The sequence below is a fragment of the Micromonospora sp. NPDC007271 genome (assembly GCF_040634005.1).
Classification (GTDB): Bacteria; Actinomycetota; Actinomycetes; order Mycobacteriales; family Micromonosporaceae; genus Micromonospora.
This window is the reverse complement of record NZ_JBEYER010000074.1, coordinates 1-18,231: the sequence shown is the minus strand read 5'-3', so window position 1 is coordinate 18,231 and position 18,231 is coordinate 1. Positions and strand designations below refer to the sequence as shown.

The window sequence follows — 18,231 nt, the reverse complement described above, 5'->3', positions numbered from 1 at the left end:
GGACAACAACTTCATGATCGACGGGGTGGGTGGGGGCGGCGGGTCAGTCGCGGCAGCGGCGGCGGTGGTAGGCGAGGGTGACGGCGAGCAGCAGCGGGCCCCAGAGGAGCAGCGGGGCGTAGCAGGCCAGCAGCAGTGCGAAGCCGGCCGGCGAGAAGCCCAGGCCGTCGCCGTCGACCACGAGGTCCCGGACGAGCATGTTCCGGGCGGCGTACGCCCAGACGAGGGTGACTCCGACGGCGCCGGCGGTGGCGACGGTGACCGCGAACGACGGCGGCACGCGGCGCCCGCCCAGCAGCGGCAGCCAACGGGGGAACACCTCGCCCCACGGGCGGACCAGGCCCAGTGCGAGCAGCGCCAGCGCCTCGGAGACCACGGTCAGCGAGACGACGTAGACGCTCTCCCAGCCGTGCGTGCGGACCGGCGCCCCGTGCTCGTACGCGCCGATCGGCACCCCGGCGACCAGGGCGATCCGCCACAGGCCGGACGGCAGGACGGCCAGCGGGATCAGGTGGGCGACCCGGACCGCCCAGGCGGGCGCGGGCCGGCCGTCGCGCGGATGGACGACCGGGCCGGCTGGTCTTACGGCTGTGGGCATCAGGCTCCTCCTCGACTGTGCCGTCCAGCCTGCCCCGGGCGCCGGCCCCGATCCTCCTGCCCGACGGGGAGCCGCCTCCCCTCCGCGGGGGAGAGCGAGGCCTAGAGCGCCAGCTTCATCCCCTCGTGGCTGGCCACAAAGCCGAGATTGCGGTAGAAGCGGTGCGCGTCGGCGCGGGTCTTGTCGGTGGTGAGCTGCACCAGCGCGCAGCCCCGCTCCCGGGCCCGGTCGATCGCCCAGGTCATCATCTCCCGGCCCAGCCCCCGGCCGCGCAGGTCGGAGCGGACCCGGACCGCTTCGATCAGCGACCGTTCGGCGCCGTGCCGGCCCAGCCCCGGGATGTACGTGATCTGCATGCAGCCGACCAGCTCGCCACCGGCGTCGGCGACGATCAGGTGGTTGCGCGGGTCGGCGTCGATGTCGGCGAACGCCTTCTCGTACGCGTCGTCCACCTCGGTGAAGTCGCGGGCCTTGCCCAGCACGTCGTCGGCGAGCAGGGCGATGATGGCGGGCAGGTCCGCGTGGACCGCCTCCCGGAAGATCACGTCGGTCATGCCGGCAGCGTCACACAGCAGCATTCGTCGATGTGCAGTCGGTCATCGGGCCGGGCACCGCAGCCCCTCCCGGGGCACGGTCAGCGAGATCAGGTACGCGTCGACGGCGGCGGTGATGCAGGCGGTCTGCGGGTAGGCCGTGTGCCCCTCGCCCTCCCAGGTCAGCACCCGGCCGACCCCCAGCATCGAGGCGAGCGCGGCCGTCTGCTCGTACGGCGTCGCCGGGTCACCGGTGGTGCCGACCACCACGATCGGCGGCGCGCCGGCCGCCTTGCCGGTCGGGTACGGATCCCGCGCGCCGGGCCACTCCACGCAGCCGAGCATGCCCACCGCCAGGGCCGGACCGAAGAGCGGGTACTTCTGCCGCCACTGCGACTGGAACTGGCGGATCTGCTCCCGGCTCGGCTTCTCGGTCTCGTCCGCGCAGTTCACCGCCAGGTTCGCGTCGAACAGGTTCGAGTAGTGCCCGTCGTCCCCCCGGCCCGCGTACGCGTCGGCGAGCGTGAACACGCCGGTCGGGTCGCCGCCCTGCAACGAGTCGATCGCCCGGGCCAGTTCCTGCCAGCCCGCCTCCGTGTAGAGGGACGAGATGATCGCGTAGAACACCCAGCCGGCGGTGGCCTCCCGGCCGTCCGTGCCGCGTACCGGGGAGACCCTCGCCTTGTCGATGGCGGAGGTGACCGCCGCCCGGGCGTCCGGGGCGATCGGGCAGCGGCCGGCGTTGGCCGCGCACCAGCGGCCGAAGTTGTCGAAGGCCCGCTCGAAGCCCTTGGCCTGGCTCTCCGACCCGGCGATCAGCTTCTGCTGCGGGTCGACCGCGCCGTCCAGCACCAACGCCCGCACCCGCTGCGGGTAGAGCTGCGCGTACACCGCGCCGAGCAGGGTGCCGTAGGAGTAGCCGAGGTAGGTGAGCTTGTCGTCGCCGACCGCCGCGCGTACCGCGTCCATGTCCCGGGCGGCCTGCTCGGTGCCGTAGAGCGGGAGCTGGTCGCCGTATTTGTCGCCGCAGCCCGTGCCGACCCGCCGGTTCAGCGCGACGAAGCCGTCGAACGCCGCCTGGCTCTGCGGGTCGGGGTCGTAGCCGAAGCTGGCGTCCAGGTCGGCGTCGGAGATGCACTTGACCGGGCTGGACCGGTCGACCCCGCGCGGGTCGAACCCGACGATGTCGAAGCGGTCGGTGACCGTGGGCGGCAGCCCGCCGAACGCCGGGCCGAAGGAGAGGTAGACGGCGGTGTCCACGCCGGACGCCCCGGGCCCACCCGGGTTGACCACCAGCGACCCGATCCGGTCGTGCTGCCGGTTGGACCGGATTCGGATCAGCGCGATCTCGAACGTCTCCCCGCTGCCGGGCCGGGTGGTCGCGCCGGTGGTCGCGCCGTTGCCCCAGTTCCGCGGTACGAGGATCCGGGCGCAGTCGTAGCGCATGCCCGCCGCGCCCCGGCCCACCAGCTCGTCGGGGACCTCGGGGCAGGCGCGCCAGGTCGGGGCGGTGCCCGGCGGCGCCGCCGAGCCCTGGCTCTCGGTACGCGGGGCGAACGCCGGCAGCGTGCAGCCGGCGGTCAGCACCACCGCGGCGACGAACCCGGCCAGGGTGGGCCGGACCGGGCGGATCCGGTCGGAGAAGCGCGTCACGTGGCAGCCTTCCGTGATCATGTCCGACGGCCAGGCTACGCCCGGCCCGACCCCTCACCGACGATCGCCGCCGGGTCCCCGCGCAGCACCTGGTCGACGTCGTAGCGGATCGGGCGCTCCAACTGGTCGTAGGTGCAGGAGCGGGGATCGCGGTCGGGGCGCCAGCGGACGAACTGGGCGGTGTGCCGCAGCCGGTCGCCCTCCATCGCGTCGTACCCGACCTCGGCCACCAGCTCCGGGCGGAGCGGCTCCCACTCCAGGTTGCGGGTGCCGGTCCACCGGCTCACCCCGCCCGGGATGCGCTGGCCCCGCTCGTGGTCGCCGTGCACCCACGGGTGGTCGCCGGCCACGTCGCGGTACGGCTCCAGCTCCGCCAGCAGTTCCTTGCGGCGAGCCGCGGTGAACGACGAGCTGACCCCGATGTGGTGCAGCACGCCGGCGTCGTCGTAGAGGCCGAGCAGCAGCGAGCCGACCACCGGGCCGGACTTGTGCCAGCGGAAGCCGGCCACCACCACGTCGGCGGTGCGGGCGTGCTTGACCTTGAACATCAGCCGCTTGCCCGGCTCGTATGCCAGGTCGGCCGGCTTGACGATGAGGCCGTCCAGCCCGGCCCCCTCGAACACGTCGAACCAGCGGCGTGCGGTCCCCGGGTCGGTGGTCACCTGGGTGACGTGCATCGGTGGTTCGACCTTCGCCAGCGCCTGCTCCAGCCGGGCCCGCCGCTCGGGATAGGGCCGGTCGGTGAACAGCTCGTCGTCGAGGGCGAGCAGGTCGAAGGCGACGAAGTCGGCCGGGGTGGTCTCGGCGAGCAGCTTCACCCGGGACGCGGCCGGGTGGATCCGCTGGGCGAGCAGCTCGAAGTCGAGACGCGGCTGGCCGCTCGGGCCGTCGCGCCGGATCACGATCAGCTCGCCGTCGACCGCGCACCGGGGCGGGAGCTGACGCCGGGCCTGTTCGACCACCTCCGGGAAGTAGCGGGTCATCGTCTTGCCGCCCCGGCTGGCCAGCTCGACCTCGTCGCCGTCACGGAAGATGATGCAGCGGAAGCCGTCCCACTTCGGCTCATACGTCATGCCGGGGGCGGTGGGCAGTTGGGGCACGCTCTTGGCCAGCATCGGCTCGACCGGCGGATTGATCGGCAGGTCCACGGCGACCAGTCAATCAGACGCCACCGACAGTGGTGAGGCAGATCACCGGTGGCCCTGGGCGGCGTGTCCTGCGCCGAGCCCTTCGTCACCGTCGCCCAGATGGTGAAGCCGCAGGTCAGCGTTACCGTTCGCGGCGTGCCGGAGTGGAGCTGCGGGTGCTGTGGGCGCTGGCGGGTCAGCCTGGAGCTGATCCGCGGGCGGTACCGCTACCGGCTGGTGCACCGCTACCGCCCGGAGCAGGGCGGCGGGGCCAACGTCATCGGCGAGGTCGCCTCGGTGGCCGAACTGGAGGAGCTGCTCCACCGGTACGCCCCGGTCGGCCTGGCCGACCTCCGCGAGGCCGCGTAGCGCGCCGCCGGCCGGGACGGACCCCCGGTGTTGGCCGGCGACCGCCTCTGACCGATATGCCGCTGAGGCATATTTATGCCGGAGAGGCATGTCGCCTACGGAACTTGTGCCGGCGGCGACGAGCCGGGTGACGATCGGAGGTGGCGGTGCCCGAGCTGACGTACCCCGAGGTGGGGGCGACGCGCGACGGACGCCTACCGGCCGGCTACCACCACCTGCGCCACCGGGTCCGGCTGCCGGACGGCTGCTTCGCGACGGCGGCCGACGCGGTGCTCGGCTGGCGGCTGCACCGGGCGGCCGGGGTGGCGATGCGCACCGACGCGCCCCGGGCCGAGGTGGGCGTGCGGGCCACCCCCGGCCTGGGTGTCGGCCCGCTGCGGATCTGGGGCCCGACCGAGGTGGTCTGGGCGGTGAACGAGCCGGACCGGGTCGGTTTCGGCTACGGCACCCTGCCCGGGCACCCGGAGGTCGGCGAGGAGGCGTTCCTGGTCGTCCGGGACGGGCCAACCGCCGTCTGGTTCGAGGTGACCGCGTTCAGCCGCCCGGCCCGCTGGTGGGTCCGGGCCGCCGGTCCGCTGGCCCGCGCGGTCCAGCACGCGTACGCCCGGTGGCTCGGCCGCACCCTGCGCCGCCTCTGCGCCGGTCAGTAGCTCGCGAACGAGCGGATGGTCGCCCGGGGGCCGTACCGGGGCGCCCGGATTCCGGCCGCCTCCAGCAGCAGGCAGACCCGCCCCCGGTGGCCCCGGAACGGCTCCAGCAACGCCAGCATCCGGGCGTCGTCGCCGCGCGGCTCCCCGGCGAGGGCCCAGGCCACCGTGTTGGGGATGTGGTAGTCGCCGACGCTGACCGCGTCCGGGTCGCCGTAGGCGATCCGGACCACCTCGGCGGCGGTCCACGGACCGATGCCGGGGATCGCGGTGAGCCGGCGGGTGGCATCGGCGGCGTCGGCGCAGCGTTCCAACCGCTCCGCGGCGGCGGCCGCGCGGCGCAGCGTGTCGGCCCGCCGCTGCTCCACGCCGAACGGGTGGAACACCCAGTACGGGCTGGCCGCGACCGCCGCCGGCGCGGGCGGCAGCAGCAGTGCCAGCGGCCCGGGGGCCGGCTCGCGGAAGTGCCGGACGGCCGCCGCGTACGCCCGGTACGCCTCCTTGCCGGTGACCTTCTGCTCGAGGATCGCCCGCAGCAGCCGGGGGAAGACCTGCCCGGTCGCCGGCATCCGCAGCCCACGGTGCTGGGCGGCCAGCCGGGCCACCACCGGGTGGGCGGCGGCCAGGTCGGCGAAGCCGGTCAGGTCGTCCCGGAGCCCGGCCACCCCGTCGGCCTGCTCGACCACCCAGTCGGCTCCCGGCCCGTACCCCTCGGCGACCAGTTCGCCGGCGGCGGCGCGCAGCGCGAGGGTGGCTGGCCCGGCCGGGGTCCGGGTGGCCCACCAGAAGCCGCCGTCGATGATCCGGGCACACGGGTCGTACGGGCTGAAGGTGAGCGCCCGGACCGACGCGCCGAGCCGGTAGCCGGCCGGGGGGCGCAGCGTCCGACGGGCAGCGGGGGAGGTCATCGACGTACCGAGAAGATCCCGGGCGGCGGCGGGGTGGAATCGGTGGCGTCCGCGTCGCGCACCACCGGAGCGCCCCCGGCGAACCGGTCCAGCTCCTCGCCGGCCAGCACCCGGCCGGGGAACCAGTCGCCGGCGGCCCGTCGGGCCAACTCCGGCACCGGCGGCTCCACCCGGGACGCGACCAGCACCAGGTTGCCGTAGCGCCGCCCGCGCAGCACCGCCGCGTCGCCGACCAGGCAGGCCCGGGGGAGCACCGTCCGGACCGTGGCGACCTGGGCGCGAGCGTGCCGCAGCGGCGGACCGTCGGCGATGTTCGCCAGGTAGGACCCGCCGGGGCGGAGCACCCGGGCCACCTCGGCGGCGTACTCCACCGAGGTGAGGTGGGCGGGGGTGCGGGCGCCGGCGAAGACGTCCGCCACCACGACGTCGTAGCTGGCGTCCCGGCTCGACGTCAGGGTGGCCCGGGCGTCGGCCACCCGTACCCGCAGCCGGGGATCGGTGGGCCAGGGCAGCGCCCGGCGGACCAGCTCCACGAGCGCGCCGTCCACCTCGGAGACCCGCTGCACGGACCCGGGCCGGGTGGCCGTGACGTACCGGGGCAGGGTCAGCGCGCCGCCGCCCAGGTGCAGCACCCGCAGCGGCGCGCCGGCCGGGGCGACCAGATCGAGCGCGGCGGCCAGCCGCCGCACGTACTCGAACTCCAGGTGGGTCGGATCCGTCAGGTCCACATGGGACTGCGGCGCGCCGTCCAGCAGCAGCGTCCACGAGCCCGGCCGGTCCGGGTCGGGCGCCAGCTCGGCCTGCCCGGTGTCGACCTGCTCGACCACCCGGTCCGCGTCGCGCCGGCGACCCATCAGCGCCGCCCTCGCTGGGCCGCCATGCTCAGACTTCTCTGCAGCAGGCGGGCGTCGCCCAGCCGCGCGCGCAGCGTGCGCTCCAGGCCCCCGATGGGGACCAGGTTCTGTGGGGCGCGCGGGTCCTTGTACGGGCTGGAGGCGAACCGGGGCAGGGTGACCAGCGAGAGGTCAGCCAGCTCGATCGCCTCGGCCTCGGGTAGCTCGGCGGAGCACTCCACCCGGACAATGCCCGCCCAGGGTGCCCCGCCGGCCCCCGGCAGCCGCAGATACCAGGAGTAGCCGCCCCAGGCGGTGCCCAGCCGGAACACCGGGCAGCGCTGGCCCGGGGCCAGCCCGGTCACCACCGCGGTCAGCCGGGCGTCCAGGTATTGGCTGTGCTGGGACTTGATGTAGCCGAGGGTGCGCGGCAGGTGCCGGCGGCTGCGCAACTGGCCGTCCACCACCAGCAGGTCACCGTCGGTGCGCGCGGCGTCGGAGACCGCCACCTCCAGCGCGGTCAGCGCCGCCTGCACCGCCGCCGGCAGCTTGCTCAGCTCACCGGCACCGCCGACCCGCTGCACCGGGTAGCGGACCTGCCCCGTCACCACGTCCTGCGCCGACGGGCTGGCGGTGAAGAGCCCTCGGCCCACCCGGGCCCCGGCCAGCTGCGCCGCGCCGCGCTCCAGGTCGCAGCGGACCACCCCGGCCGCGTACGAGGCGGCGATGCCTGGGAAGGAGCTGCCGTCCTCCTCGGCAGTCCAGATACTGGCGTCGATCCGGCGCACCCCGTCGACCAGCAGCACCACCTCCGGAGCGGGCACGTCCCGCCGGACGTCGAGCGCGCGCCACTCCGTCGCAGGAAGTTCGACGTCGGCGTGGACCTGAGCACTGCTCGGCGCCGCCGGTCCGCCTCCCCCGGCGGCCTCGAACGACGCCCCGTACGCCGGGTCCCACGCGTCGACGTAGAACCGGGTCACGTCGCCCCCACCCCGCCGTCGCGGCCCCGCCGCGCCGCCCCGCTCACCGGCCGGTCCGTTCCACGCGCGCCGTCCGGGCGTCCTTGCGGACCTCGAAGCGGACCGGGATCCGTTCGGCCAGGGCCGGCACGTGGGTGACCACGCCGACCATCCGGTCGCCCCGGGCGGCCAGATTTTCCAGGGTGGCGGCCACGGTGTCCAGGGTGGCCGCGTCGAGGGTGCCGAAGCCCTCGTCGAGGACGATCGACTCCAGGCTCGCCGCCGTGGTGGACATCCCGGCCAGCTGCTCCGACAGGGCCAGCGCCAGCGCCAGCGACGCCTGGAACGTCTCCCCGCCGGACAGCGTCCGCACTCCGCGCCGCAGCCCGGCGTCGTGCTGGTCGACCACGAAGAACTCGCCCTTGTCGTGCACCAGGTCGTACTGGCCGCCGGAGAGTTCCCGCAGGATCCGCGACGCGCCGTCGACCAGCAGGTCCAGGGCCTCGGCCAGCAGCCAGCGCTCGAAGTTGTTGGCCCGCAGGTGGCCGGCGAGGGCCCGGGCCACCCGGGCCTCCCGCTCGTGGCCGGCGCGCTGCTCGCGCAGCTCGGCGGCCCGCGCCCGGCGATCCTCCAGCAGGCGCAGCTCCGCCTCGGCGCGCTCCACGGCCACCGCCGCGTCCCGCGGCGGGTCGGCGGGCGCGGCCAACCCGGCGGCGGCGAAGAGCGCGGCGATCCGCGCCTCGACCGCCTCGGCGGCGGCCTCGGCCGTGCCGACCGAGGCGGCCAGCCCGGCCCGTTCGGTGCGGCGCCGCTCGGCCTGCTCGCCGGCCCAGCCGGCCAGGGCGGTCCAGGCGGCGGCCACGTCGTCCCGGTCGGCGGCCGGCGGGCCGAACCGGGCCAGCCCGTCCCGGGCGGCGTCGAAGTCCCGCCAGGCGCGGCGCAGCCGCTCCTGCGCGCCGTCGAGCGTGCCCCGGGCCCGGCGGGCGCCGTCCCGGCCGGCGCGCACCGCGCCGGCGGCCTCGTCCAGGGCGCGGCGCAGCCGGGCGTGCTCGGCCAGGCCATCCCGCAGGGTCTCCGGCGCGGCGGCCCCGGCCAGCTGCTCGTCCAGCTCGGTCAGCCGGGCCCGCAACTGGTCGTGCTCGGCGCGGGCCCGCAGCAGCACCCGGTCCAGCTCCCGGGCGGCGGCGTCGCGCTCCTGCACCAGCCGCTTGGCCGACTCGCTGGCCGCCCGGGCCGCCTTGCCGGCCGCGACCGCCCCAGCCACGGCCGACCCGGCGGGCACCGCCGGCACCCGCGACACCTCCTGCTCGCACACCGGGCAGGGGGCACCCGCGACCAGGTGCGCCCGCAGCGCCACCGCCTGGTCGGTGGCCTTCGCCTCCTCGTGCGCCCGGAACGCCGCCTCCAGCTCCGCCTCGGCCCGCTCGGCGGCGGCCCGCGCCTCGGCGAGCGCACCGACCGCCGCGTCGTGCTCGGCCTGCGCGGCGTCCACCGCCGCGTGGACCGCCGCCACCTCGCCGGTCAGCCGCTCCCGGTCGGCGTACGCCTTCAGCAGCAGGCGCAGCGCGCTCTCGTCGCCGGCGGCGGCCAGCTCGCCGCGTAGCTTCTCCTCCCGCTCCTCGGCCAGCCCGACGGCCGCCGCGGCCTCGTCGGCCGCCTCCCGCGCCGCGGCCACCGCCCGGGCCAGCTCCGCGATCCCGTCCGGCGGCCGCACCCCGGCCAGCACGGTCAGCTCGGCGTCGAGCGCGGCGAGCGCCGCCGCCTGCTCGCGCGCGGTCGCCCGGGCGCGGTCCAGCTCCGGTACGGCCGCTGCGACCGCCTCGGCCAGCTCGCGCATCCGGTCGACCCGCTGCCGGGCGCCGGCCAGCGATTCGTCGTCGACGTCGGTGAGGCCGCCGAGCAGCTGATCGACGGTCTCCAGCCTCGCCTCGGCCTGCCCGGCACGCTCGGTGGCCTTCTTCTGCACCGCCTCGTAGACGCCCAGCCCGAGCAGGTTGACCAGGATCTGCTGCCGGGTGGCCGGCTTGGCGTGCAGGAAGTCGGCGAACTGCCCCTGCGGCAGCACCACGCAGCTGGTGAACTGCTCGTACGGCAGCCCGACGGCGTCCAGCACCGCCTGCTCCATCTCGGCGGGGGTGCCGGCGACCACCTCGCCGAGGTCCTCCGGGCTGAGCCCGGTGTCGAGCTTGGTGACGTCGAACCCGGCCGGCATGAGCTGGAGCCCGGCGTTGGCGGTCTTCACGGTGCCCCGGCCGTCCCGGCGGACCACCCGGGTGGCCACGTACCGGTCCCCGGCGGACTCGAAGACCAGCCGGACCCGGGCCTCGTTCGCGGACGGGGCGAGGGCGTTGGCCAGGCCCCGGGTGCCGCCCCACCGGGGCACGGTGCCGTAGAGGGCGAAGCAGATGGCGTCCAGCACCGTCGACTTGCCGGAGCCGGTCGGCCCGACCAGCGCGAAGAAGTCCGCGTCGGTGAAGTCGACGGTGGTCTCCGCACGGAAGACGGTGAAGCCCGCCATGTCCAGCCGCATCGGTCGCATCAGCGGTCCACCTCCTCGAGCAGCTCGTCGAAGAGTTCCTGGACGCCGTCGTCGTCGTGGCCCCGGCCGCTCAGGTAGTCGGCGAACAGCTCGCGGGGCGAGCGGCCGGCGCGCTGGGCGGTGCGGGTGGCGCTGCCAGGGGCGGGCACCAGCTCCGGGTCGATCCGGATCTCCAGGGCGCGGGGCAGCAGCTCCTGCACCTCCTCGCGCAGCCCGGCCCGGGGCTGCTCGCGGACGTACACCCGCAGCCAGCCGTCGGGCGGGTCGAGCGCGGCGAGCTGGGCCAGGGTGCCCCGGACCGTGCGCAGCGGGGTGGCCCCGGGCACCGGCACCTCCCGGATCCGGGCGGCCGTCGTCGCGGACACCTCGACCAGGGTCACCGAGCCGACGTTCTCCTGCTCGCCGAAGTCGACCGCGAGCGGGCTGCCGCTGTAGCGGATCGGGCATGGGCCGACGACCCGCTGGGAGCGGTGCAGGTGGCCCAGCGCCACGTAGTGCGCGTTGCCGGGGAACACGGTGGCCGGGACCGCGTACCCGAGGACGGTGTGCGCGTCCCGCTCGCCGCCGCCGGTGCTCGCGCCGACGACCGTCAGGTGCGCGGTGACCAGGTGCACCCGGTCGGGCTCGGTGAAGCCCTCGGCCAGGCGGGCGAGGACCCGCCCGAGGTGGTCGGCGTACGTCTGGTTGGCCTCGGCGGAGGTCAACTCGTACATCTCCACGGCGCGGACGGCGTACCGCTGGGAGAGGAAGGGCAGCGCGGCGAGCTGCCAGCGTTCGCCGCCGGCGGTGACCCCGTCGATCACGTGCTCGGCCGGACTGTCCCGGACGCTGCCGCGCAGCGTGATGCCGGCCGCCTCGGCCCACGGGCGCAGCGCGTCGAGGGCCGCGCCGTTGTCGTGGTTGCCGCCGATCGCCACCACGTCCGCGCCGGTGCGCCGCAGCGCGGTCAGCGCCCGGGTGACCAGCCGGGTCGCCTCCGGGGTGGGCGCGGCGGTGTCGTACAGATCGCCGGCCACGATGATCAGGTCGGGGCGGTCCGCGTCGGCGATCTCGATCACCTGGGCGAGCACCCGCTTGTGCTCGTCGGCGCGCGACTGCCCCTTGAGGACCTTGCCGACGTGCCAGTCGGAGGTGTGCAGGATCTTCACGGTTGGTCACCGCCTCCCTAGAACGGGATGTCGTCGTCGCCGCCGGAGCCGACCACCGCGAACGGGTCGGCCGCCTGGGTGATCGAGCGCAGCGTCTCCGAGGGTGCCCGGCCGGCCTCGGAGACCCGGGTGGCCCAGGCCGGGAACGGGAACTCCAGGCAGAGCGGTACGGGAATGTCGGGCTGGTTGACGAACATGGTGCCCGGCTTGGCCAGCAGGGCCCGCTGCCGCTGGGCGGGCGGCAGGAAGCCGTACTCCGGGCGGGACGCCTCGGCCGGGTCGAGCCGGCCGACCACCCGGATCGCCGAGTTGGTGACGATCCGCCGCTCCACCTCGCTGGCGGTCTGCTGCGCGCCGATGAGGATCACGCCGAGGGAGCGGCCCCGCTCGGCGATGTCCAGCAGCACCTCCTTGATGGGGGAGGAGCCCTCGCGCGGGGCGTACTTGTTGAGCTCGTCGAGGACGACGAAGAGCAGCGGCTTGGCGGTGCCGGCCTTCTCCTTGCGCTCGAACTCGCTCTTCAGCGTCACGCCGACCACGAAGCGCTGCGCCCGGTCGGGCAGGTTGTGCAGGTCGACCACGGTGACCTGGGCGCTCTCGGCGGTGTTGATCGAGTGCGGGCGGCGGGTGGCCAGGTCGCCCCGGATGAGCCGGCCCAGGTCCTTCTTGCTGCCGATCAACCGGCGGGCGAACGCGTTGACGGTGCCCAGGCCGACCGCGCTGCCCGCCCACTCGCCCCGGGTCTCGTCGTCGTTGAGCTGCTCGACGATGTGGTCGACCAGGTCGGCGTACGAGCCGAGCCGGACCCCGTCGAGGCTCACCCCGCCGTCGGCGGGCTGGGCGTACCGGGCCAGGTGGGCGGCGACCGAGTGGACCACCATCGTGTACTGCTGCCGCTCGTCGTCGGCGTCGGCGAAGACGTACGGCAGCAGACGGTCGGCGCAGAACTCGCTCAGCGTCCAGTAGAAGCTGTCCACGCCGGTGAGCCGGCTGCTCACGTCGGGCGTGCCGGACGAGTCGCCGACCCGGGGCGGCGCGTAGACCCGCACGTCGGGGAAGGCGCCGGCGGCCAGGCCGAGCTTCGCGTACCCGGCCCGGGTGTCGTCGTCGAGCCGGGCGTTGGGGTGGTCGAGGAAGAGCAGATCCTCGCCCTTGACGTTGAAGATCAGGGCCTTGGCGTTGACCGCGTCGCCGCCGAGCACGCCGGACCGGAAGACCGAGTAGAGCAGGAACGTGGCGAAGCTGGTCTTGGTGGCCACCCCGGAGATGCCGGAGATGGAGACGTGCGCGCCCCGGGTGCCGTCGAGGAAGTCGGCGTTGAGGTAGACCGGCACCCCGTCGCGGCCCATGCCCATCGGGATGCGCCGCTCCATCCGGTCGAAGTGCAGCGCCCGGGCCCGGGCGTCGCCCTCGGCCCGGTGCACCACCGCGCCCGGCGTCGGCGGCACGTAGAGCTCCGGGTCGACCCGGGTGGTGGTGACCTCGGCGGCCTCCTGCACCTGAGCGGGGAGCGTGCCGTCGGCGATGGCGAAGACGTCGGAGTCGAACTGCGCCCCCTCGTGCCGGGCGCGGACCTGGGTGACCACGCCGGCGATCGTCACCGGCTCGCGGTCGGGCAGCTCGCGGCGGGTGACCACCACGTCGTCGAGCTGGAGGTAGCTGCCGGGGGAGACGGCGGTCCAGAAGGTGAGCGGGGTGGCGTCGGCGGTGCCGAGCACCCGGCCGACCCCGTCGCCCGGGCCGTCGAGCAGGTCGTCGGTCATCCGCGGTCTCCGGTCGGCTGGTCGTCTCGGTCAGGGCGCACGAGGAGCATCCTGCCCGAGGGATGCGACAGGTTGCCACGCGACGCGTCGGACGCCACGCCGCGAGCAGGGTTCGGTTTCGCCGGGTGGTGCACGGAACACGAAAAGTAGTGGAAAAAATCTTGGCGCGGGTCGTGACAGACAACGGGCCGGTGGCGCAAGAATGTGCAACAGCGCATCGAGGATCTTTCCTTCCTCGATATCTCAGTGCGTCGTCACGCCCGGTCACCGCCGGACGTGACGGGCCCGTCGTCCACCGGCGGGTCGCCCGTCGGTCGGTACCCCCCCGACCGGCAGTCCTAGTGAAGGTAGGGACAGCATGCGTCGTACCACCCTCCTGGCCGGCCTGACCACGGCCGCGCTGCTGGCCGCGGGCCTGCCCGGCACGGCCTCCGCCGCCCCCGTGTCCACCGACGCGTTCACCCGCGCGGTGGCCCAGCTCAAGGCCCACTCGGGCAGCGCCCTCGTCGCCGACGGCCAGACGTTCACCCTCCGCAACGTCCAGACCGACGCCGACGGCACCGAGCACGTCCGGCTCAACCGTTACCAGGACGGCCTGCCGGTCCTGGGCGGTGACACGGTCGTCCACCTGGGCAAGGGCAACACCTGGCGGGGCGCGAGCCACACCCTCGCCACCGCCCCGGCCCGGGGCGCGCAGGCCCGGGTCAGCGCCACGGCCGCCGGCCGCACCGCGCTCGCCGCCTCCACCGCCACCACCCGCCGCGTCGACGGCAGCCAGCTCGTGTACGACGCCGACGCCACCGGCACCACCCTCGCCTACGAGGTCGTGGTGGGCGGCGCGTACGCCGACGGCACCCCGAGCGAGCTGCACGTGCTGGTGGACGCCACCACCGGCAAGGTCCGCGACTCATGGGAGGGCGTGCAGCGCGACGGCACCGGCAACACCTTCCACTCCGGCACGGTCACCGTCGGCAGCACCCTCTCCGGCGGCACCTACCAGCTCGCCGACGCCACCCGCGGTGGCCACAAGACGTACGACCTGAACGGCGGCACCACCGGCACCGGCACCCTGGTCACCAACGCCTCGAACGTCTTCGGCGACGGCACCCTGGCCAACCGGCAGACCGCCGCCGCCGACGCCGCGTACGGCGCCCAGATGACCTGGGACTACTACAAGACCGTGCACGGCCGCAACGGCATCCGCAACGACGGCGTCGGCGCGTACAGCCGGGTGCACTACGGCACCAACTACGCCAACGCGTTCTGGCAGGACGCCTGCTTCTGCATGACGTACGGCGACGGCGGCTCCGGCTGGTACCCGCTGACCTCGCTGGACGTGGCCGGCCACGAGATGAGCCACGGCATCACCAGCAACACCGCCGGCCTGCGCTACAGCGGTGAGTCCGGGGGCCTCAACGAGGCCACCAGCGACATCTTCGGCACCCTGGTCGAGTTCTACGCGAACAACGCCAAGGACCCGGGCGACTACCTGATCGGTGAGAAGCTGCGCAGCAGCGGCGTCCCGCTCCGCTACATGGACAAGCCCTCCAAGGACGGCGCGTCCGCCGACTGCTGGAGCAGGTCGGTCGGCCGGCTGGACGTGCACTACTCGTCCGGCGTGGCGAACCACTTCTTCTACCTGCTCGCCGTGGGCAGCGGCTCGTCGTCGTACGGCAACAGCCCGACCTGCAACGGCAGCACCGTGACCGGCATCGGCAACGCCAAGGCCGGGGCCATCTGGTACCGCGCGCTCACCACCTACATGACCTCGCGGACCGACTACGCCGGTGCCCGCACCGCCACCCTGTCGGCCGCCAGGGACCTGTACGGCGCCGGCAGCGTCGAGTACAACACCGTGGCCGCCGCCTGGTCGGCCGTCTCGGTCAACTGATCCGCTGATCCCCCGCGCCCCGGCGGTCCGCCGTCGGGGCGCGGCGTGTCAGCTCGCCGATGTGGCGGCAACCCCTCGCCGGGATGCCGCCACATCGGCGACCCCGAATCGATCAAACCCGGCCCACGGCCGGTTCAGGCGGCGGGGGCGGAGCCGGCGGGCGGGGCGCCGCCCGGGCCCCGGGCGTAACGCAGCAGCAGCACCCCGTCCTCGGCGGCCAGCACGTGGCGCAGCGGCAGGTGGCGCGGGGCGCTGCCGTCCCCGGCGGTGATCCGCCCCGGGCCGGCCCCGGCGAGCAGCGGCGCGACGGTCAGGCAGAGTTCGTCGACCAGGTCGGCCGCGGTGAGCGCGCCGAACAGGTACGGGCCGCCCTCGCAGAGCAGCTGGCCGAGCCCCCGGCGGCGCAGCTCGACCAGGCCGGCGGCGAGGTCCACCCGCCCCGTGCCGCACCGGATCAGCTCGGCCACCTCGGTCAGGCCGGGTGGGGGCTCGGCGGCGGCCCGGGTGAGCACCAGCGGCCGGACCGGCGCGTCGGCGAAGGCCGCCTGGGCCGGGTCCAGGTCGAGCGAGCCGGAGACCACCACCAGGGTCGGGTACTCGGCCAGGCCGTGCTCCCGGCGCCAGGCCCGGCGCGCCGCGTCCAGCCGGACCGCCCGGTAGCCCTCGTGGCGCAGCGTGCCGGCGGCCACCAGGAGCCCGTCGCAGAGCATCCGCAGCAGGCCGAAGACCCGCTTGTCCGGCTCGCCGGAGAGCCCGGCGGAGTAGCCGTCCAGCGCGACCGCGCCGTCGGCGCTGGCCACGAAGTTCATCCGCAGGTGGGGCCCGGCGGCACGGCCGTAGAGCGCGGCCAGCTCCGGGTCGGCCAGCGGACCGGTCGCGGGCGTCGGCCAGACCCGCGCGATCGGGGTGCCGGTGCTCATTCGCCGGCCGGACCGGTGACCGGAGGGGTTGGTTCGGGGGTACGGTGCTGGCAGTCGCACCACTTCCGGCCTGGACAGTCGTCGTGCCGCCGTTCCCGGCACGCTCGGCAGATCATGCTGGCAAGCCTATGCCGAGGAAGGATGGGACAGCATGCCGCGTCAGATCTTCCAGCTGAAGATGTCCCTGGCCGGGGTCCGGCCGCCGGTGTGGCGGCGGGTGCTGGTCCCCGGCGGCTACACCCTGGACCGGCTGCACCGGGTCGTGCAGCACGCGATGGGCTGGCGGGACTGCCGCCTGCACTCGTTCGAGATCGACGGGCTCCAGTACGGCGAGCCGGACCCGGACGGCGAGCTGGCGCTCCGCGACGAGCTGGACGTGCGGCTGGACGCGGTGGTGGGCAAGGGCAGCCGGTTCCGCTACACCTACGACTTCGGTGACTGGTGGGAGCACGACGTGGTGGTGGAGGACGTCTGCACCGCCGATCCGGACGAGCGTTACCCGGTGTGCCTGCACGGGGAGCGGGCCTGTCCGCCGGAGGGCGTCGGCGGCCCGTCCGGGCACGCGGTTCTGCTCGCCGCGCTCGCCGATCCGACGCACCCGGAGCACCGGATGATGCGGGAGTGGGCCGGGCCCGGCTTCGCCCCGGAAGCCTTCGACGCCACCCGGGTCACCACGTTGCTGCGTCGCTTCTGCTGACCGCACCCGCCGGATCGCCCCAGGCGGCGCGGTAACGATCTGGGAACGCTCCCATCGGTCTATTGACACCCCTGAGCCCTGCCGGCAATCTCATGGGAGCGCTCCCGCGAGTGGTCTGGATCTCAACTCTGCCCGCTCTCGGGTCGCCGCCGGTGACCTTCCGGGGTTCCGTGGTGGCGAGACGCGCGACAGGCACCCCCACCACACGACACAGCCTCACCACCGAAAGAGGGGTCTCGGATGAGCGTCCCATTCCGCCGCCGTCGGCTCGCGGCCATCGCGCTCGCGTCCGTGGCGGTGCTCGTCACCGCTTCCGCCTGCAGCGACGACTCGTCGGGCGGTGGCAGCGGCGACGGCCCGATCACGCTGGTCGTCGACGTCTTCGGCGACCAGGGCTTCGGCTACGAAGAGCTCTACAAGCAGTACGAAGCCGAGCACCAGAACATCAAGATCCAGGAGCGGGGCAAGGGCCTCGGCCTCGGTGACTACAACACCCGGCTGACCCAGCAGATCACCGCCGGGTCCGGCGCCGGCGACGTGGTGGCCCTCGAAGAGGGCACCATCGTGCAGTACTACGCGCAGACCGACAAGTTCCAGAACCTCGCGGACTACGGCGCGAACGACCTCAAGGGCAACTTCCTGCCGTGGAAGTGGGAGGCGGGCACCACCCCGGACGGCAGGATCCTCGGCCTCGGCACCGACGTCGGCTCGATGGCGCTCTGCTACCGCAGCGACCTGTTCAAGGCCGCCGGGCTGCCCACCGACCGTGCGGAGGTGGCCGCCCTCTGGCCCACCTGGGAGGAGTTCATCACCACCGGCCAGAAGTTCGCCGCCGCCGACAAGAAGCACAAGTTCGTCGACTCGGCGACCAACTTCTACAACGTGGTGCTGATGCAGAAGGCCGGTGACGGCACCGGCTACACCTACTACGACAAGAGCAACAAGCTGGTCATCGGCGAGAACCCGGACGTCAAGGGGGCGTACGACCTCACCACCAAGATGATCGCGGCGGGCCTGTCGAACAACCTCCAGTCGTTCTCGAACGAGTGGAACGCCGGTTTCAAGAACGGCACCTTCGCCACCATCGCCTGCCCGGCCTGGATGACCGGTGTGATCAAGGGCCAGGCGGGTGACGGGGCGGCCGGCAAGTGGGACATCGCCAAGGCTCCCGGGAACGGCGGTAACTGGGGCGGCTCCTGGCTGGCCGTGCCGAAGTCCAGCAAGCACCCCAAGGAGGCCGCCGAGCTGGCCAAGTTCCTGACCAGCGCCAAGGGCCAGGTCGAGGCGTTCAAGGCGGTCGGCAACCTGCCCTCCTCGCCGCAGGCTCTGGCCGACCCGGCCGTCGGCGCCGCGACCAACGAGTACTTCAGCAACGCCCCGACCGGCAAGATCTTCGCCGCGGGCGCCACCGAGCTGAAGCCGGTCTACCTCGGCCCGAAGAACAATGCGGTCCGCACCGAGGTGGAGAACACGCTGCGCGCCGTCGAGCAGGGCAAGTCCGCCGAGGAGCAGTGGCAGGCGGCGCTGAAGAACGGTGAGGCTGCCGGCAAGTGATCCGGCTGGCCCGGCCGCGGGTGGCGCCGACAGTCAGGGCTCCGCTCGTCGGCGTGCAGCAGCCGCTGGTGCGGGGCGTCCCCCTCCGGCGT

General features: G+C 74.4%; 16 protein-coding genes. 5 read left to right on the top strand and 11 right to left on the bottom strand.

The annotated features are described in order from the left end of the window. Positions 1 to 43: 43 nt before the first annotated feature. The 4 genes from ABZ570_RS23895 to ABZ570_RS23880 all read right to left on the bottom strand — a co-directional run bounded on the left by ABZ570_RS23895 (position 44) and on the right by ABZ570_RS23880 (position 3,932). The gene (locus ABZ570_RS23895; protein ID WP_358067615.1) at positions 44 to 598 is read right to left on the bottom strand and encodes a hypothetical protein; all 555 of its coding nucleotides are present in this window, start codon (positions 596 to 598) and stop codon (positions 44 to 46) included. Positions 599 to 699: 101 nt separating this feature from the next. Next, positions 700 to 1,152, bottom strand: coding sequence for a GNAT family N-acetyltransferase (locus tag ABZ570_RS23890; RefSeq protein WP_358067612.1), 453 nt, complete (start codon positions 1,150 to 1,152; stop codon positions 700 to 702). Between the two features lie 42 nt (positions 1,153 to 1,194). Beyond that, positions 1,195 to 2,784 carry an alpha/beta hydrolase gene (locus ABZ570_RS23885; RefSeq protein ID WP_358067609.1) on the bottom strand — a complete coding sequence of 530 codons (1,590 nt, stop codon included), beginning with the start codon at positions 2,782 to 2,784 and terminating at the stop codon, positions 1,195 to 1,197. Between the two features lie 35 nt (positions 2,785 to 2,819). After that, complete coding sequence (locus ABZ570_RS23880; protein ID WP_358067606.1) at positions 2,820 to 3,932, bottom strand: ATP-dependent DNA ligase; 1,113 nt, start codon at positions 3,930 to 3,932, stop codon at positions 2,820 to 2,822. A gap of 135 nt (positions 3,933 to 4,067) precedes the next feature. Between ABZ570_RS23880 and ABZ570_RS23875 the strand changes: the two genes are divergently transcribed. Both ABZ570_RS23875 and ABZ570_RS23870 read left to right on the top strand, forming a co-directional pair. Then, entirely contained in the window at positions 4,068 to 4,280 is a 213-nt protein-coding gene (locus ABZ570_RS23875; RefSeq protein WP_358067671.1) for a hypothetical protein, read from the top strand. Positions 4,281 to 4,426: 146 nt separating this feature from the next. Beyond that, positions 4,427 to 4,930 carry a DUF1990 domain-containing protein gene (locus ABZ570_RS23870; RefSeq protein WP_358067604.1) on the top strand — a complete coding sequence of 168 codons (504 nt, stop codon included), beginning with the start codon at positions 4,427 to 4,429 and terminating at the stop codon, positions 4,928 to 4,930. Here the strand turns inward: ABZ570_RS23870 and ABZ570_RS23865 are convergent. From ABZ570_RS23865 to ABZ570_RS23840, 6 genes are read right to left on the bottom strand one after another with little or no spacing between them, the layout of a single operon-like run. Beyond that, complete coding sequence (locus tag ABZ570_RS23865) at positions 4,924 to 5,835, bottom strand: DNA-3-methyladenine glycosylase 2 family protein (RefSeq protein ID WP_358067601.1); 912 nt, start codon at positions 5,833 to 5,835, stop codon at positions 4,924 to 4,926. The genes ABZ570_RS23870 and ABZ570_RS23865 overlap by 7 nt on opposite strands. Continuing rightward, positions 5,832 to 6,689 carry a fused MFS/spermidine synthase gene (locus ABZ570_RS23860; RefSeq protein ID WP_358067598.1) on the bottom strand — a complete coding sequence of 286 codons (858 nt, stop codon included), beginning with the start codon at positions 6,687 to 6,689 and terminating at the stop codon, positions 5,832 to 5,834. Before ABZ570_RS23860 ends, ABZ570_RS23865 begins: the two co-directional genes overlap by 4 nt. After that, positions 6,689 to 7,648, bottom strand: coding sequence for a hypothetical protein (locus ABZ570_RS23855; RefSeq protein ID WP_358067595.1), 960 nt, complete (start codon positions 7,646 to 7,648; stop codon positions 6,689 to 6,691). Before ABZ570_RS23855 ends, ABZ570_RS23860 begins: the two co-directional genes overlap by 1 nt. A gap of 43 nt (positions 7,649 to 7,691) precedes the next feature. Continuing rightward, a complete protein-coding gene (locus ABZ570_RS23850; protein ID WP_358067592.1) occupies positions 7,692 to 10,166 on the bottom strand; it encodes an SMC family ATPase in 2,475 nt (824 codons plus the stop codon). Next, entirely contained in the window at positions 10,166 to 11,314 is a 1,149-nt protein-coding gene (locus ABZ570_RS23845; RefSeq protein WP_358067589.1) for an exonuclease SbcCD subunit D, read from the bottom strand. Before ABZ570_RS23845 ends, ABZ570_RS23850 begins: the two co-directional genes overlap by 1 nt. Before the next feature lie 17 nt (positions 11,315 to 11,331). Continuing rightward, positions 11,332 to 13,077: an ATP-binding protein gene (locus tag ABZ570_RS23840; protein WP_358067586.1), complete on the bottom strand. Its 1,746-nt coding sequence runs from the start codon at positions 13,075 to 13,077 to the stop codon at positions 11,332 to 11,334. A gap of 358 nt (positions 13,078 to 13,435) precedes the next feature. Here ABZ570_RS23840 and ABZ570_RS23835 point away from each other — a divergent pair, with 358 nt between their 5' ends. Then, positions 13,436 to 14,968: a M4 family metallopeptidase gene (locus ABZ570_RS23835; protein ID WP_358067583.1), complete on the top strand. Its 1,533-nt coding sequence runs from the start codon at positions 13,436 to 13,438 to the stop codon at positions 14,966 to 14,968. Between the two features lie 134 nt (positions 14,969 to 15,102). On the opposite strand, the gene ABZ570_RS23830 is transcribed toward ABZ570_RS23835, so the two are convergent. After that, entirely contained in the window at positions 15,103 to 15,888 is a 786-nt protein-coding gene (locus ABZ570_RS23830) for a pyrimidine reductase family protein (RefSeq protein ID WP_358067580.1), read from the bottom strand. 151 nt (positions 15,889 to 16,039) lie between these two features. On the opposite strand from ABZ570_RS23830, the gene ABZ570_RS23825 reads away from it, so the two are divergent. Both ABZ570_RS23825 and ABZ570_RS23820 read left to right on the top strand, forming a co-directional pair. After that, the gene (locus tag ABZ570_RS23825) at positions 16,040 to 16,585 is read left to right on the top strand and encodes a plasmid pRiA4b ORF-3 family protein (RefSeq protein WP_358067577.1); all 546 of its coding nucleotides are present in this window, start codon (positions 16,040 to 16,042) and stop codon (positions 16,583 to 16,585) included. Positions 16,586 to 16,825: 240 nt separating this feature from the next. Next, complete coding sequence (locus ABZ570_RS23820; protein WP_358067574.1) at positions 16,826 to 18,139, top strand: extracellular solute-binding protein; 1,314 nt, start codon at positions 16,826 to 16,828, stop codon at positions 18,137 to 18,139. Positions 18,140 to 18,231: the final 92 nt, after the last annotated feature.

Bases quoted from the DNA above. Each gene is read 5' to 3' on its own strand.
- ABZ570_RS23830 (WP_358067580.1), bottom strand. From the start codon at position 15,888: ATGAGCACCGGCACCCCGATCGCGCGGGTCTGGCCGACGCCCGCGACC.
- ABZ570_RS23840 (WP_358067586.1), bottom strand. From the start codon at position 13,077: ATGACCGACGACCTGCTCGACGGCCCGGGCGACGGGGTCGGCCGGGTG.
- ABZ570_RS23860 (WP_358067598.1), bottom strand. From the start codon at position 6,689: ATGGGTCGCCGGCGCGACGCGGACCGGGTGGTCGAGCAGGTCGACACC.
- ABZ570_RS23825 (WP_358067577.1), top strand. From the start codon at position 16,040: ATGCCGCGTCAGATCTTCCAGCTGAAGATGTCCCTGGCCGGGGTCCGG.
- ABZ570_RS23890 (WP_358067612.1), bottom strand. From the start codon at position 1,152: ATGACCGACGTGATCTTCCGGGAGGCGGTCCACGCGGACCTGCCCGCC.
- ABZ570_RS23820 (WP_358067574.1), top strand. From the start codon at position 16,826: ATGAGCGTCCCATTCCGCCGCCGTCGGCTCGCGGCCATCGCGCTCGCG.
- ABZ570_RS23835 (WP_358067583.1), top strand. From the start codon at position 13,436: ATGCGTCGTACCACCCTCCTGGCCGGCCTGACCACGGCCGCGCTGCTG.
- ABZ570_RS23850 (WP_358067592.1), bottom strand. From the start codon at position 10,166: ATGCGACCGATGCGGCTGGACATGGCGGGCTTCACCGTCTTCCGTGCG.
- ABZ570_RS23865 (WP_358067601.1), bottom strand. From the start codon at position 5,835: ATGACCTCCCCCGCTGCCCGTCGGACGCTGCGCCCCCCGGCCGGCTAC.
- ABZ570_RS23895 (WP_358067615.1), bottom strand. From the start codon at position 598: ATGCCCACAGCCGTAAGACCAGCCGGCCCGGTCGTCCATCCGCGCGAC.